Source organism: Azospirillum sp. TSO35-2, assembly GCF_003116095.1.
GTDB lineage: Bacteria > Pseudomonadota > Alphaproteobacteria > Azospirillales > Azospirillaceae > Azospirillum.
Genome location: NZ_LGRA01000021.1, coordinates 3,037,318 through 3,052,683, shown reverse-complemented (window position 1 = coordinate 3,052,683; position 15,366 = coordinate 3,037,318). Strand labels below are relative to the sequence as shown.

At 69.6% G+C, this 15,366-nt stretch carries 13 protein-coding genes; 9 read left to right on the top strand and 4 right to left on the bottom strand.

All coding sequences use genetic code 11. The annotated features are described in order from the left end of the window. Window positions 1–79 precede the first annotated feature (79 nt). From TSO352_RS29825 to TSO352_RS29815, 3 genes are read right to left on the bottom strand one after another with little or no spacing between them, the layout of a single operon-like run. A complete protein-coding gene (locus tag TSO352_RS29825) occupies window positions 80–457 on the bottom strand; it encodes a DUF1850 domain-containing protein (RefSeq protein WP_109110949.1) in 378 nt (125 codons plus the stop codon). Beyond that, a complete protein-coding gene (locus tag TSO352_RS29820) occupies window positions 457–2,547 on the bottom strand; it encodes a TRAP transporter permease (protein WP_109110658.1) in 2,091 nt (696 codons plus the stop codon). Before TSO352_RS29820 ends, TSO352_RS29825 begins: the two co-directional genes overlap by 1 nt. A gap of 25 nt (window positions 2,548–2,572) precedes the next feature. Further along, window positions 2,573–3,538, bottom strand: coding sequence for a TAXI family TRAP transporter solute-binding subunit (locus TSO352_RS29815; protein ID WP_109110657.1), 966 nt, complete (start codon window positions 3,536–3,538; stop codon window positions 2,573–2,575). A 334-nt stretch (window positions 3,539–3,872) separates the two neighbouring features. Between TSO352_RS29815 and TSO352_RS29810 the strand changes: the two genes are divergently transcribed. The 8 genes from TSO352_RS29810 (at window position 3,873) to TSO352_RS29775 (ending at window position 13,000) form a co-directional block, all read left to right on the top strand. Continuing rightward, window positions 3,873–4,373, top strand: a complete 501-nt coding sequence (locus tag TSO352_RS29810) for a (2Fe-2S)-binding protein (RefSeq protein ID WP_109110656.1) — start codon at window positions 3,873–3,875, stop codon at window positions 4,371–4,373. Window positions 4,374–4,453: 80 nt separating this feature from the next. Continuing rightward, window positions 4,454–6,844, top strand: a complete 2,391-nt coding sequence (locus tag TSO352_RS29805; protein ID WP_109110655.1) for a xanthine dehydrogenase family protein molybdopterin-binding subunit — start codon at window positions 4,454–4,456, stop codon at window positions 6,842–6,844. A gap of 27 nt (window positions 6,845–6,871) precedes the next feature. Continuing rightward, window positions 6,872–7,663 (top strand): xanthine dehydrogenase family protein subunit M, encoded by a 792-nt coding sequence (locus TSO352_RS29800; RefSeq protein ID WP_109110654.1) that lies wholly within the window; start codon window positions 6,872–6,874, stop codon window positions 7,661–7,663. Window positions 7,664–7,845: 182 nt separating this feature from the next. Then, window positions 7,846–8,769 (top strand): MoxR family ATPase, encoded by a 924-nt coding sequence (locus TSO352_RS29795; protein WP_109110948.1) that lies wholly within the window; start codon window positions 7,846–7,848, stop codon window positions 8,767–8,769. A gap of 7 nt (window positions 8,770–8,776) precedes the next feature. Continuing rightward, complete coding sequence (locus TSO352_RS29790) at window positions 8,777–9,994, top strand: VWA domain-containing protein (protein WP_109110653.1); 1,218 nt, start codon at window positions 8,777–8,779, stop codon at window positions 9,992–9,994. Then, the gene (locus TSO352_RS29785; RefSeq protein ID WP_199231745.1) at window positions 9,991–10,320 is read left to right on the top strand and encodes an XdhC family protein; all 330 of its coding nucleotides are present in this window, start codon (window positions 9,991–9,993) and stop codon (window positions 10,318–10,320) included. The genes TSO352_RS29790 and TSO352_RS29785 overlap by 4 nt, the downstream gene beginning before the upstream one ends. After that, window positions 10,317–11,033, top strand: a complete 717-nt coding sequence (locus tag TSO352_RS29780) for an XdhC family protein (protein ID WP_109110652.1) — start codon at window positions 10,317–10,319, stop codon at window positions 11,031–11,033. Before TSO352_RS29785 ends, TSO352_RS29780 begins: the two co-directional genes overlap by 4 nt. 305 nt (window positions 11,034–11,338) lie before the next feature. Then, window positions 11,339–13,000 carry a molybdopterin-binding/glycosyltransferase family 2 protein gene (locus TSO352_RS29775; protein WP_109110651.1) on the top strand — a complete coding sequence of 554 codons (1,662 nt, stop codon included), beginning with the start codon at window positions 11,339–11,341 and terminating at the stop codon, window positions 12,998–13,000. On the opposite strand, the gene TSO352_RS29770 is transcribed toward TSO352_RS29775, so the two are convergent. Further along, window positions 12,957–13,655, bottom strand: a complete 699-nt coding sequence (locus TSO352_RS29770; RefSeq protein ID WP_109110650.1) for a type 1 glutamine amidotransferase — start codon at window positions 13,653–13,655, stop codon at window positions 12,957–12,959. The genes TSO352_RS29775 and TSO352_RS29770 overlap by 44 nt on opposite strands. A gap of 163 nt (window positions 13,656–13,818) precedes the next feature. On the opposite strand from TSO352_RS29770, the gene TSO352_RS29765 reads away from it, so the two are divergent. Beyond that, a complete protein-coding gene (locus TSO352_RS29765; protein ID WP_109110649.1) occupies window positions 13,819–15,333 on the top strand; it encodes a 5'-nucleotidase C-terminal domain-containing protein in 1,515 nt (504 codons plus the stop codon). Window positions 15,334–15,366 lie beyond the last annotated feature (33 nt).

The following is a 15,366-nucleotide window of genomic DNA, read 5'->3' as shown; positions in this document are numbered from 1 at the left end:
ACGGGAGTATGCGGACTGGGGGAGCGTAAGCCAAGCCGGAAGGGCCGGCGGATCGACGAACTTTCGTAGGCGGGGGGATTCACCGGCAGGCCCGCATCACCACCGGCCGGTCGCCCGCCCCGGTCCAGCCCGACAGCGGCCGGCAGTCAGCGGCGGCGCACAGCCGGTGCTCGCCGGTGAAGTCCGACGCGGCCAGCGTCACGCTGTCCTGCGGCGGCAGGGCTGGTGTCCAGACCAGCCAGCCGTCGGCGGTCAGGCGGGCGTCCGGGCCGGGCTCCATCCCGGCGCCGGTGCCGCGGATGCGCGCCTCCACCGGACGCAGCCGGTCGTCGGCCACCGCCCAGGACTCGAGCCATTCGGTCTTCTCGATGGAATGGGTCCAGGACAGGGTGACGTCCGCCCCCGGCAGCGACGCCAGCAGCGCACCGCCGAGGGCGAACAGGCACAGACCAGCCATCAGGCCGCCGCGGCGGCCGGAACGCGGCGCCGCCGGTGCTGCCACAGCAGGAACAGCCCGGTCATCACGAAACCGGCCTCGTCGGTCAGCGGCAGCGCCACGATGAACAGGAACGACGCGAGCGCCGCATAGACACGGCCGACCAGCGGCAACGGCGTCCAGAAGAAGCCGATGGTCGCGGCCCCCCACAGGGCGATGGCGACGCAGGCCTTGACGAAGACATAGGCCACCGCCAGCCAGTCGCCGCTCTGCAACACCAGCGCCGGGTCATACACCGCCATGAAGGGCACGACATAGCCGGCCATGGCGACGCGGGTGGCGATCCAGCCGATCTCCATATGGTCGGCCCGGCAGATCGACGAGGCCGCCAGCGCCGCCAGCGCCACCGGCGGGGTCAGGTCGGCCATGATGCCGAAGTAGAAGACGAACATGTGGCTGACGATCAGCGGCACGCCCATCGTCAGCAGCGCCGGGGCGGCGATCGACGCGGTGATGATGTAGTTCGCCGTCGTCGGCAGCCCGGTGCCCAGCACGATGCAGGCGATCATCGTCAGCACCAGGGCCGCCAGCAGGTTGCCGCCCGACCAGTCGACGATGGTCGATGCGAAGCTGGAGGCCAAACCGGTCAGCGTCATCATGCCGATCAGCACGCCGACCAGCGCGCAGGCGACGCCGACGCCGACCGCGTTCTTGGCGCCGTCGGCGATGCTGTTGACCACCAGCCGCAGGGTTTCCCGCCCACCCCGGAACATCAGGCAGGGGATGACCAGCAGGACCACCATGGTGAAGGCCAGATGCTCGGTCCGCAGCCCCATCCGCCACAGGCCGGCGGCCGCCAGCCCGACCACCACCCAGAAGGCGACGCGCAGCAGCGTCGGCCCGACGGTGCCGACGATGGTCATGCCCAGGATCAGCGCCGCCGTCGCCGCGATGCCGATCACTCCGGCGAACAGCGGCGTGAAGCCGGAGAACAGCAGGTAGACCAACGCCGCCAGCGGCAGGATCAGGTACCAGCCCTCCACCACCGCACGCAATGCGCTCGGGCACTGGTCGCGCGGCAGGCCGACGAGGTTGCGCATCCCCGCCTCCAGATGGACCATCCAGAAGGCGCTGCCGAAATAGAGGATCGCCGGTATGGTGGCGGCCAGCGCGACCTGGCTGTAGGGCACGCCGATGGTTTCCGCCATGATGAAGGCGGCGGCCCCCATCACCGGCGGCATCAACTGTCCGCCCATGCTGGCCGTCGCCTCCACCGCGCCGGCGAAGGCCGGGCGGTAGCCGAAGCGCATCATCAGCGGGATGGTGAACTGGCCGGTGGTCAGCACGTTGGCGACCCCCGACCCGTTGATGGTGCCCATCAGGCCCGACGAGATCACCGCGACCTTGGCCGGCCCGCCCTTGGCGTGGCCGACCAGCCCCAGCGACACGTCGTTGAACAGCTTGATCATGCCGGCGCGCTCCAGGAAGGCGCCGAACAGGATGAACAGGAAGATGTAGCTGGCCGACACGAAGGTCGGCGTGCCGTACAGCCCCTCGGTCGACAGGTACAGGTTGTCGATCACCTGGTCGAGGTCGTAGCCGCGATGGGCCAGCCCGAACGGCAGGGAGCGGCCGAACAGTGCGTAGGGTATGAAGACGCCGCACATGATCGGCAGGGCCAGCCCCATGATCCGCCGCGCCGCCTCGAACACCAGGGCGACGGCGACGGCGCCGACGACCAGGTCGGTGGTGTTGGGGTCGCCCGCCCGCTGGATCAGCTCGACCTCGAACACATAATGATAGAGACCGACGCCGAACGCCGTCAGCCCCAGCAGCCAGTCGTACCAGGGCACCCGCCGCCGCTCGGCAACCTGCCGGGCGCCGAACAGGGCGAAGGTCATCAGCAGCAGGAAACCGACATGGACCGCGCGCACCACCATGGTCGACACGGGGTTGAAGGCGGCGGTCCAGATCTGGAAGACGGAAAAGGCGACGGCGATGAGGAACACGGCCCGCCCGTCGATTCCCTCGAAGGCGACGACGGTGGCGGGGTTTTCCCGATCGATGGCTTGGCGGATTTCGGCGTCCGCCCCGCTTGGCTTTGCTGTCACGGCTTCGTCTCCGCCGGCGGGCCGCTCACATCAGGCCCTTTTCCTTGTAGTATTTCATGGCGCCGGGGTGGAGCGGCACCGGCGACTGGGTCGCCGTCGCGTCCAGCTTGATCTGCTTGGCGGCGACATGGGCGGCGGCCAGCGCGTCGAGATTCTCGAACAGCGTTTTGGTCATGGCGTAGGCGGCGTCGTCCGACACGCCGGAATGGCTGACCAGCAGGTTGCGGACCGCCGCGGTCGGCACCGCCTCCGTCTGGCCCGGGTAGGTGCCGGCCGGGATCGTCTCGGCGATGTAGGCGGCATCGCCGACCTTCTGCACCACGTCGGCCGGGATGCTGACGACGGTGATCTCCTGCGAGGAGGACAGATCCTTGATCGCCGCCACGCCCAGCCCGGCGGAGATCAGCGTCGCGTCGAGCTGGCGGTTCTTCATCAGGTCGACCGATTCGCCGAACGGCAGGTATTCGGTCTTGGCGAAGTCCTTGTAGCCCAGTCCGGCGGCGCCAAAGATGGCGCGGGCGTTCAGCTCGGTCCCCGATTTCGGCGCGCCAACCGACACCCGCTTGCCCTTCAGGTCGGCCAGTGTCTTGATGCCCGAGTCCTTGCTGGCGACCACCTGGATGTAGTTTGGGTAGATCGCGGCGATGGTGCGCAGCTTGTCGAGCTTGCTCTTGAAGCCGACCTCCTCGTTGCCCTTCCAGGCGTCGCTCAGCGAATCGCCCAGCGTGAAGCCGATCTCGCCGCGGCCGGCCTGCAGCAGGTTCAGGTTCTCCACCGACGCCTTGGTCGCCTGCGCCGTCACCTTCGCCCCCGGCAGAGCCTTGCCGTACACGTTGACGAGCGCCACGCCAAGCGGGTAATAGACGCCGCTGGTGCCACCGGTCAGCACGGTGATGAAGGTCTCGGCCTGGGCAGGCAGGGCGACCGACAGGCTCACGCCGGCGGCGGCGCAGAGGCCCAGAACTTGGCGGCCCAGGAATTGGCGAATCATACCGGCTCCCCCCATTATTGTTGATGCGCCGGGACGTTGCCCGACGAATTCGTTCGTGCACCCACAAGACGTGGGCTGCGCCAACCCACTGTAACGCGTCATAAAATTGCGCGCCAGTACGTACAATCCGCAGCATTGACCGTCCGGACACACTTCTTTCGGCCGACGGCCATAGGACTTCTTGACCTCGACGGGCGGACACCCCCTATCCTTGTGGCGCAGGAGCGCCGGCCGAAGCGGACAGCGATGCCGACAACGGGGCCCCCGGCGTGTCCCACGAGATGTGAACAGCCAAGACTGCAAGCCACAAGCTGAGCCAGCGGGAGGTAATTCGATGTCCTGTACCGTTTCGATGACCGTCAACGGCAAGACGGTCTCGCGCGAGGTCGAGGAGCGCACCCTGCTCGTGGCGTTCCTGCGCGAGCATCTGGGCCTGACCGGCACCCATGTCGGGTGCGACACCAGCCAGTGCGGCGCCTGCGTCGTTCATGTCGACGGGCGTTCGGTGAAGTCCTGCACCACGCTGGCGATCCAGGCCGACGGCGCCACCGTCACCACCATCGAGGGGCTGGCGGCGGCCGACGGCACGCTGCACCCGATGCAGGCGGCCTTCCGCGAGCATCACGGCCTGCAATGCGGCTTCTGCACCCCGGGCATGGTGATGAGCGCGGTCGATCTGGTCCGCGAGAATCCGAACCCGACCGAAGCCGACATCCGCGAGGGGCTGGAGGGCAACATCTGCCGCTGCACCGGCTACCACAACATCGTCAAGGCGGTGAAGGCGGGGGCCGACGCCATGCAGGGGGCGCAGGCGGCGCCGGTGGCCGCCGAATAAGGCGGCGGAATAAGGGCGAAAACGCCCAAAACTGATTGTCTTTTCCGCATCTTACGCGTTCCCACGGGAGGAAACACGAGATGGCGAACCCCAATGGCATCGGCGCCTCGGTGCGCCGGCGCGAAGACCAGCGCTTCCTGACCGGCCGCGGCAACTACACGGACGATTTCAAGCGCCCGAACATGACCCACGCGGTCCATGTCCGCTCCCCCTACGCCCACGCCCGCGTCCTGGGCATCGACCCGGCCGACGCGCTGGCGATGCCGGGCGTCGTCGCGGTGCTGACCGGCGCCGACATGGAGGCCGACAAGGTCGGCAGCCTGCCCTGTGGCTGGCAGATCCACTCCAAGGACGGCTCCCCGATGAAGGAGCCGCCGCACTATCCGCTGGCGCGCGACCGCGTGCGCTACGTCGGCGACGCGGTGGCGGTGGTCATCGCCGAAACCCGCGAGCAGGCGCGCGACGCCGCCGAGATGGTGGTGGTCGATTACGAGGAACTGCCGGCGGTGGGCTCCTCCACCCGCGCCATCGACGGGGCGGCGACGCTGGTCCACGACGACGCGCCGGGCAACGTCTGCTATGACTGGCATCTCGGCGACAAGGCGGCGGTGGACGCGGCCTTCGCCCAGGCGGCGCACGTCGCCAGGATCGACCTCGTCAACCAGCGGCTGGTGCCGAACGCGATGGAACCGCGGGCCGCGCTCGGTGAATACGACGCGTCGAGCGGCGAGTACACGCTGACCACCACCAGCCAGAACCCGCACGTCATCCGCCTGCTGATGGGCGCCTTCGTGCTGGGCATCCCGGAGCACAAGCTGCGCGTCGTCGCCCCCGACGTCGGCGGCGGCTTCGGCTCGAAGATCTTCCATTACGGGGAAGAGGCGGTCGTCACCTGGGCGGCGCGCAAGATCGGGCGTCCGGTGAAATGGACCGCCGACCGCAGCGAGAGCTTCCTGACCGACGCCCACGGCCGCGACCATGTCAGCCACGCCGAAATGGCGATGGATGCGGACGGCAACTTCCTGGCGTTGCGCGTTTCGACGCTGGCCAACATGGGCGCCTACCTGTCGACCTTCGCGCCGTCGATCCCCACCTACCTCTACGCCACGCTGCTGGCCGGACAGTACAAGACCCCGGCGATCTACGCCGAGGTGAAGGCGGTCTTCACCAACACCTCCCCCGTCGACGCCTACCGCGGCGCCGGCCGGCCGGAAGCCTGCTATCTGATCGAACGGCTGGTCGATGTGGCGGCCGGCGTGATGGGGATGGACAAGACCGAGATCCGCCGCCGCAACTTCGTGCCGGCCGACGCGATGCCCTACCAGACGCCGGTCGCGCTGCAATACGACACCGGCGACTTTGCCAAGAACCTCGACATCGCCCTGCCGCTGGTCGATTACCCCGGCTTCCAGCAGCGCCGCGCCGAATCGAAGGCGCGCGGCAAGCTGCGCGGCATCGGATTCGCCACCTACATCGAGGCTTGCGGCATCGCCCCAAGCAACGTCGCCGGCGCGCTCGGCGCTCGCGCCGGACTTTATGAATGCGCGGAAGTTCGTTTCCACCCAACGGGTTCGGTGACGGTCTTCACCGGTTCTCACAGCCACGGCCAGGGTCATGAGACGACCTTCGCCCAGATCGTCGCCGAGCGTTTCGGCGTGCCGATCGAGAATGTCGAGATCGTCCACGGCGACACCAACAAGATCCCCTTCGGCATGGGCACCTACGGCTCGCGCTCGCTCGCGGTCGGCGGCTCGGCCCTGGTGAAGGCGATGGACAAGGTGGAGCGCAAGGCCAAGAAGATCGCCGCCCACATGCTGGAAGCCGCTGAAACCGACATCGAGGTGAAGGACGGCCGCTTCACCGTCGCCGGCACCGACAAGAGCCTGGGCATCGGCGACATCGCCCTGCAGGCCTACGTCCCGCACAACTTCCCGCTCGACGAGCTGGAGCCGGGGCTGGACGAGCAGGCGTTCTACGACCCCAAGAACTTCACCTACCCCAACGGCTGCCACGTCTGCGAGCTGGAGATCGACCCCGACACCGGCGTGACGACCATCGTCAATTTCGCCGCGGTCGATGATTTCGGCAACGTCATCAACCCGCTGATCGTCGAGGGGCAGGTGCATGGCGGCCTGGTCCAGGGCATCGGCCAGGCGCTGTACGAGAACTGCGTCTATGACGAGGAGTCGGGGCAGCTCGTCACCGGGTCCTACATGGATTACTGCATGCCGCGGGCGGACGACGTGCCGTCCTTCACCGTGCGCTACCACGAGGACCAGCCCTGCACCCACAACCCGCTGGGCGTGAAGGGTTGTGGCGAGGCCGGGACCATCGGCGCCGCCGCCGCCGTGATGAACGCGGTGGTCGACGCGCTGTCGGACTACGGCATCACCCACATGGACATGCCGGCGACGCCGGAGAAGGTCTGGCGCACGATCCGCGACGCGACGCCGGCCTTGGCGGCGGAATAAGACGGCCGAAGAAGAAGGAGGCAGAGAATGTACGCGTTCACGTACCAACGGCCCACGACGGTCGCCGAGGCGGCGTCCGCCATCCAGGCGGAGGAGGCCAAGCTGCTCGGCGGTGGCCAGACCCTGCTGCCGACGCTGAAGCAGCGGCTGGCGCGGCCGTCCGACCTGATCGACCTCAGCGGCATCCCGGAGCTGAAGGGCATCCGCGAGGTGGATGGCGGGCTGGAGATCGGCGCCTTCACCCGCCACGCCGAGGTCGCCCATTCCGACCTCGTCAAGCGGGTGATCCCATCGCTGGCCGGCCTCGCCGAGGGCATCGGCGACCGTCAGGTCCGCAACATGGGCACGCTCGGCGGCTCGATCGCCAACGCCGACCCGTCGGCCGACTACCCGTCGGCGGTGGTGGCGCTGAAAGGGCTGGTGACGACCGACCGCCGGACCATCGCCGGCGACGACTTCTTCACCGGAATGTTCGAAACGGCGCTGGAACCGGGCGAGATCATCAAGGCGGTGCGCTTCTCCCGCCCCGACAAGGCGGCCTACGCCAAGTTCCGCAACCCCGCCAGCCGCTATGCCATCGTCGGCGTCTATGTCGCTAGGTTCGGCGCCGAGGTGCGGGTGGCGGTGACCGGGGCCGCCGGCTCCGTCTTCCGCGCTGACGCCTTCGAAGCGGCGCTGGCCGCCGACTTCCGGGCGGAGGCGCTGAACGGCCTGTCGGTCGGCGCCGATGGCCTGAACGCCGACATCCACGCCAGCGCCGACTACCGCGCCCACCTCGTCACCGTGATGGCGAAGCGCGCGGTCGAAGCGGCGGGGTGATCTGGTTCCCTCTCCCGCCCCGGGAGAGGGAAGGGGCCCAAGCAGAGCTTGGGAAGGGTGAGGGGTGGGCAAGGATCCGAGCGCTCGATTCTTGGATTACCCCTCACCCTCCCCACCTTCGGTGGGTCCCCTCCCTCTCCCGGGGCGGGAGAGGGCCTTTGCTGTCCATCCAAGGTTTCTTGATGACCACACCCCTCCCCGCCTCCGTCGACGACACGCTGGCGCTTCTCACCCGCGGCAACTACGTCGCGGACCGCTCGCTGGCGACCGCGCTCTATCTGTCGCTGAAGCTCAAGCGCCCGCTGTTCCTGGAGGGCGAGGCCGGCGTCGGCAAGACCGAGATCGCCAAGGTCCTGTCGGCCACGCTCGGCCGCAAGCTGCTGCGCTTGCAGTGCTACGAAGGGCTGGACGCCTCGTCGGCGGTCTACGAATGGAACTACGCCCGGCAGATGATGGAAATTCGGCTGGCCGAGGCGTCGGGCGGCCAGGATCGCGAGTCGCTGGCGTCGGACCTGTTCTCCGAACGATTCCTGGTCAAGCGGCCGCTGCTGCAGGCGCTGGAGCCGGACCTCGCCGGGCCGCCGGTGCTGCTGATCGACGAACTGGACCGCACCGACGAGCCGTTCGAGGCCTATCTGCTGGAGATCCTGTCCGACTATCAGGTCTCGATCCCGGAGTTCGGCACCGTCCACGCGGCCGAACCGCCGATCGTCATCCTCACCTCCAACCGCACGCGCGAGATCCACGACGCGCTGAAACGGCGCTGCTTCTACCATTGGGTCGACTACCCCAGCGCCGCGCGGGAGCGCGAGATCGTCGCGGTCAAGGCGCCGCAGGCCGCCGCCCGGCTGGCGGCGCAGGTGGTTGGCTTCGTGCAGACCCTGCGCGGGCTCGATCTCTACAAGGCGCCGGGGGTGGCGGAGACGCTGGACTGGGCCCAGGCGCTGGTGGAGTTGAACCAGCTGGAGCTGGAACCCTCCGTCATCAACGACACGCTGGGCACCCTGCTGAAGTACCAGGACGACATCGCCCGCATCCAGGGCAGCGAGGCGGCGCGCATCCTGGCCCAGGTCAAGACCGAGCTGGCCGCCACCACCGCACGGTGACCGCGCCATGACGGACATCGTTCCCGAAGGCCGCCTCACCCTCAACCTGATGCATTTCGCCCGGGCCCTGCGCGCCGCCGGCCTGCCGGTCGGGCCGGGCAAGCTGCTGCAGGCGGTGGAGGCGGTGGAGGCGGTCGGCCTGTCCAACCGCACCGACTTCTATTGGGCGCTGCACGCCGTCTTCGTGAACCGCCACGACCAGAGCGAGCTGTTCGACCAGGCCTTCCACGTCTTCTGGCGCAACCCGGACATCCTGAAGCGGATGATGTCCCTGATGCTGCCCAAGGTCCGCACCGAGGCGCCGCCCGACCGGCCGGAAATGGCCCAGCGGCTGGCCGAGGCGCTGCACGGCACCGGCCGCGAGCAGGAGGAGCCCGACAAGACCGAGATCGAGATCGACGCGACCTTCACCGTCTCCGCCGCCGAACGGTTGCAGGACAAGGATTTCGAGAAGATGACGGGGGAGGAGATGGCGCAGGCCAAGCGCCTGCTGACCCGCCTCGCCCTGCCGCTGGCGGAGGTCACCACCCGGCGGCACCGCGCCGATCCGATGGGGCCGCGCGTCGACCCACGCGCCACCCTGCGGCGGATGCTGCGCACCGGCGGCGAGCTGTCCGACCTCGCCCGCCAGCGCCGCCGCACCCGGCCGCCGCCGCTCGTGGTGCTGTGCGACATTTCCGGCTCGATGACCCGCTACTCGCGGATGCTGCTGCATTTCATGCACGCGGTGACCAACGACCGCGACCGGGTCTACAGCTTCGTCTTCGGAACGCGGCTGACCAACATCACCCGCCATCTGCGCCACAAGGATGTCGACGTGGCGCTGGACGCCGTGTCGGTCGCCGTCGCCGACTGGTCGGGCGGCACCCGCATCGGCACCGCGCTGCACGCCTTCAACCGGACCTGGGCGCGTCGGGTGCTGGGCCAGGGTGCGGTGGTGCTTCTCATTACCGACGGGCTTGACAGGGATGCAGGGGAAGGGCTTGCGGCGGAGGCCGAACGGCTGCACAAAAGCTGTCGGCGGCTCGTCTGGCTGAATCCATTGCTGCGCTGGGAAGGCTTCGCGCCGAAGTCCTCGGGCATACGGGCGTTGCTGCCGCATGTGGACGATTTTCTTGCGGCCCACAGCCTGAACAGCCTCGCGGACCTTGCCGGCGCCCTGTCGGCCGAGGGGCCGCGTCGTAACCCGGGCTTGCGTCGCTGGTTGAAGGAGGCGGCGGGATGAACGACACCCTGATGGCGGACAACATCGTGGAGCAGGCAGCCGCATGGCGCGCCGGCGGCCGCAGGGTGGCCCTGGCGACCGTGGTGGCGACCTGGGGGTCCTCGCCGCGGCCGGTCGGCAGCCAGATGGCGGTGGACGAGGCCGGCGCGATGGCCGGTTCGGTGTCCGGCGGCTGCATCGAAGGCGCCGTCGCGCACGAGGCCGCCAAGACGATGAAGGATGGCGAACCGCGCCTGCTGTCCTTTGGCATCAGCAACGAAATGGCCTGGGAAGTCGGGCTGGCCTGCGGCGGGCAGGTGCAGGTCTATATCGAGGCCGTGGAATGAAACGCGATATTCTGGACCGGTTGCTTGCGGCGAAGGCCGCCGCGACCCCGGTTGCCCTGGTCACCGACCTCAGCAGCGGCCTGCAGACCCTGGTGTTCGAAGACACCATGCACGGCGCCTTCGGGCTCGAGGCCGACGTGCGGGACGAGGTGCGGCGGCGCATCCGCCAGGACCGTTCCGGCCTGCTGACCGACCCGCAGGACGAGGATGGCTTCCGCCTGTTCGTGCACGTCCACAACCCGGCCATGCGGCTGCTGATCGTCGGCGCGGTGCACATCGCCCAGGCGCTGGCCCCGGTGGCGGCGCTGACCGGCTACGACGTGACGGTGATCGACCCGCGCGGCGCCTTTGCGACCGAGGCCCGCTTCCCCGGTGTCAAGCTGAACCATCTGTGGCCCGACGAGGCGCTGGCGGAGCTGAAGCCCGACATGCGGACCGCCGTCGTCACCCTGACGCACGACCCGAAGCTGGACGACCCGGCGCTGATCGCCGCCTTGCGCTCGCCGGCCTTCTATGTCGGCGCGCTGGGCAGCAAGCGCACCCACGCGCTGCGCCTCGACCGCCTGCGCGACGAGGGCCTGACCGAACCGGAGGTGAAGCGCATCCGCGGCCCGGTCGGCCTGTCGATCGGCGCCACCACCCCGGCCGAGATCGCCATTTCGATCATGGGCCAGATCACCTGCGTGCGCCGGGGCGAGAACCATCCCTGCTGAGGGGGTGTTGGCTCGGAAACTGGTTGCTTGATTGCCCCCACCCCGACCCTCCCCCCGCTCTCAGCGGACCTACGGTCCGCCTGCCGCGTCAGCACAAAGCGAAGCGTTGTGCGAGAGCTGGGCGGGGGAGGGAGTAAGTGCTGATGCGGGAGGGCGGCGGCAGTCCCTCCCCTGCGAGAGCGGGGGAGGTTAGGTGGGGGCATCGTCAGCCGACACCTGACCACCTGAACGTTCCTCCCATTGCCCCGCTCCGTTCCGGTCGCCATATCCGTGGGCATTGACCGTCCGTGCCCACCGGAGCCCCCATGCATTTCGGCCCGCTTCCCCTGTCCGACGCCGAGGGCGCCATCCTGGCGCATTCCCTGCGGCTGGGTTCGCTGTCCTTCAGGAAGGGCCGGCGGCTGTCGGCGGACGACGTCGCCGCGCTGGCCGATGCCGGCGTCGCCACGGTGATCGCCGCCAAGCTGGGCAACGCCGACGTCGGCGAGGACGACGCCGCCACGCGGATCGCCGCCGTCCTGGCGGGCTGGTCCGTGCAGGTTGCCGCCGCCTTCACCGGCCGGGTCAACCTGTTCGCCGCGGTGCGCGGTGTGTTGCGGCTCGACCCCGCCCGCATCGACGCGATCAACGCCATCGACGAGAGCGTCACCATCGCCACCCTGCCCGACTTCGCCGCGGTCGAGCCTGGCCAGATGCTGGCGACGGTCAAGATCATCCCCTTCGCCGCCCCCGCCGCCGCCGTCGAACGGGCGGAGCGGCTGGCCGCCGACGGTCCGCCGCCGCTGGCGGTCGCCGCCTTCCGTCCGTTGACGGTCGCGCTGATCCAGACCCGGCTGCCGGGGATGAAGGACAGCGTGCTGGACAAGACCGTCGCGGTGACGCGCGAGCGGGTGGAGGCGCTGGGCGGCACCCTGGTCGGCGAGGCGCGCTGCGACCATGACGAGGCGGCGCTGGCCGAGCGGATCGCCGCCGCGCCGTCCGCCGACCTGCTGCTGATCGCCGGCGCCTCGGCCATCACCGACCGGCGCGACGTGCTGCCCGCCGCCATCGAACGGGCCGGCGGCACGGTGGAGCATTTTGGCATGCCGGTCGATCCCGGCAACCTGCTGCTGCTGGCCCACCGCAACGACAAGCCGGTGCTGGGCCTGCCCGGCTGCGCCCGCTCGCCCAAGCTGAACGGCTTCGACTGGGTGTTGCAGCGCATCGCCGCCGGCATCCCGCCGGGGCGGGCCGAGGTGATGCGGATGGGCGTCGGCGGGCTGCTGGCGGAGATCCCGACCCGCCCGCTGCCCCGCGCCGGCATCGCGCCGGAGACGCCGCGCGCCCCGCGGGTGACGGCGCTGGTGCTGGCCGCCGGCCGTTCCAGCCGCATGGGCCCGACCAACAAGCTGCTGGCCGACGTCCACGGCACGCCGCTGGTCGCCCGCGCGGTCGACGCGGCGCTGGCCTCGCAGGCCACCAACGTCATCGTGGTGACCGGGCACCAGGGCGAGAGCGTCGCGGCGGCGCTGGCCGACCGGCCGGTGACCTTCGTCCACAACCCGGCCTTCGCCGACGGGCTCAGCAGTTCGCTGCGCGCCGGGCTGGCGGCGGTGCCCAGCGAATCGGACGCGGTGGTGGTGTGCCTGGGCGACATGCCGCGGGTGGCGTCGGCGGTGATCGACCGGCTGATCGCCGCCTACAATCCGCTGGAAGGCCGCGCCATCTGCGTGCCGACCACCCATGGCAAGCAGGGCAACCCGGTGCTGTGGGACCGCGCCTTCTTCACCGAGATGGCGGCCTTGAGCGGCGACGCCGGCGCCAAGCGGCTGATCGGCCAGCACGCCGACCGGCTGTGCGAGGTGGCGGTGGACGACGCCGGCATCCTCTACGACGTCGACACGCCGGAGCTGCTGGCCGGCTACGTGAACCCCGAAGCGCTTGTTACGCCGCCAGATCCAGCCAGCGCCGGGTCATCGCGCGGGTGAACGCCTCCGCCGCCGGCAGATGGGCGGCCAGGGCGCTCTCCAGCCCGTCGAGCTGCGCGTGGTTGCGCTCCCGCGCCTCCTCCCCGATGCGGGAGGCCCAGCCGCGGACGATGTCCGCCGTCGCCTCCGGATGGAACTGGAAGCCGTAGGTGGCGCGGCCCAGCCGGAAGGCTTGACGGCCGCAGGCCTCGCTGTAGGCCAGCGGGACGGCGCCGTCGGGAAACTCGAAGGTGTCGTAATGCCACTGCGCCAGATGCAGCGCCGGGCCGAAGCCGCCCAGCAGCGGGTCGTCCTGCGCCGTGTCGGTCAGCGACACGCGGTGGATGCCCAGCTCCGGCACGGTGTGGCGATAGACCTTGGCGCCATAGGCCCGCGCGGCCAGCTGCGCCCCCAGGCAGATGCCCATCACCGGCCGGTCGGCGTCGGTGAAGTCGCGGATCGTTTCCATCACCCGGCCGAAATGCGGTCCCTTGGCATCGTCCCAGGCGTCCTGCGGCCCGCCCAGCACGACCAGCCCGGCGAAGCCATCCTGGTCGGGGATCGCCTCGCCCTCGTTGGCGGCGATGGTGACGAGCGTGGCGCCGTTATCGGCCAAGGCCTCGCCGAGCAGACCAATGGGGGCGGTGCGGCTGTTCTGAACGACCAGGATGCGCATGGCTCGGCTCGTGTGGTGGGCGGCTACCCTTGGATTTGTGAGGCCGTCGCGGGCGGAGTTCAAGCCGCGGCCGGGCCGGAAACCGCGCAAAGCGGCTATGCGCGGCGGTGATCTGGGTTAGAGTGCCCACCAACGCCTGAAGGCCGCGCCGGAGATCCCCCGCATGTTCGCCCGTTCCCGTCTGTTCGCCGCCCCCCTGCTTGCTCTGGCGCTGGGCGCCGCCCTGCCCGCCTGGGCGCAGAACGGATCGCTGACCTTCCTGCACGTCAACGACGTCTACGAGATCGAGCCGGTCAAGGGCCAGGGCGGCTTCGGCCCGCTGATGACCCTGCTGCGGCGCGAGCGGGCGGCGGCCCCGAACGCCATCACCACGGTCGGCGGCGATTTCCTGTCGCCATCGCTGCTGTCCGGCACGACGCGGGGCGAGCAGATGATCACGCTGTTCAACGCCATCGGCGTCGACGCCGTGACCTTCGGCAACCATGAATTCGACTTCGGCCCCGACCTGCTGAAGCAGCGCATGGGCGAATCGAAGTTTCCCTGGATCGGCACCAACGTCCACGCCGCCGACGGCTCCACCTTCGCCAACACGGTGCCGAGCTGGACCCGGACCGTCGACGGCATCAAGGTCGGCTTCATCGGCCTGATCACCCCCGACACCGCCCGCCTGTCGAGCGCGGGGCCGAGCCTGAGCTTCACGCCGGTGCTGGAGTCGGCGGCGACGGCGGTGAAGGCGTTGCGGGCGGACGGGGCGGCGGTCGTGGTGGCGCTGACCCACCTGACCATCGAGGAGGACCGGGAGTTGGCCTCCAAGGTCAAGGGCATTGACCTGGTGCTGGGCGGCCACGACCACGATCCCATCAGCTTCTACGAGGGCTCCACCCTGATCCTGAAGGCCGGCCATGACGCCCAGTATCTCGGCATCGTCAAGCTGAACGTGGCGACCAAGGACGGCGGCAAGGGGCCGGCGACCACCACGCTGCCGACCGAATGGCGGTTCGTCACCACCGCCGGCGTCGCCCCGGATCCCCAGGTGGAGGCGGTGGTGGGCGGCTACACCCAACGGCTGGACAACGACCTTGCCGCGGTGATCGGCACCACCGCGACCGAGCTGGACAGCCGCAAGGACGTGGTGCGCACCCGGGAGGCGACGATGGGCAACCTGATCACCGACGCCCTGCGCGACGCGCTGAAGGCCGACGTCGCCATCACCAACGGCGGCGGCATCCGCGCCGACGCCCTGCACCCCGCCGGCTCCACCCTGACCCGCCGCGACATCTTCGCCGAACTGCCCTTCGGCAACGTCGGCGTCCTGGTGGAGATGAGCGGCCAGGACCTGATGTCGACGCTGGAGCAGGGTGTCAGCAAGGTCGAGGAAAAGGCCGGCCGCTTTCCGCAGGTGTCCGGCCTGACCATGACCTACGACCCGAAGGCGCCGGCCGGGCGCCGGGTGACCGCGGCGACGGTGGGCGGCAAGCCGCTGGACCCGTCGGCGACCTACCGCGTCGCCACCAACGACTACATGCTGAAGGGCGGCGACGGCTACGCCGCCTTCCCGCGCGCCAAAGTCATCGTCGACGCGTCGGGCGCGGTGCTGCTGGCCACCATCGTGATGAGCTACGTCGGAGCCAAGAAGACGATCGCTCCCGCGGTGGAAGGACGGATCGTGGCGAAATAACGCGGCAGCCGCGACATTATCGGGCCACGCAAC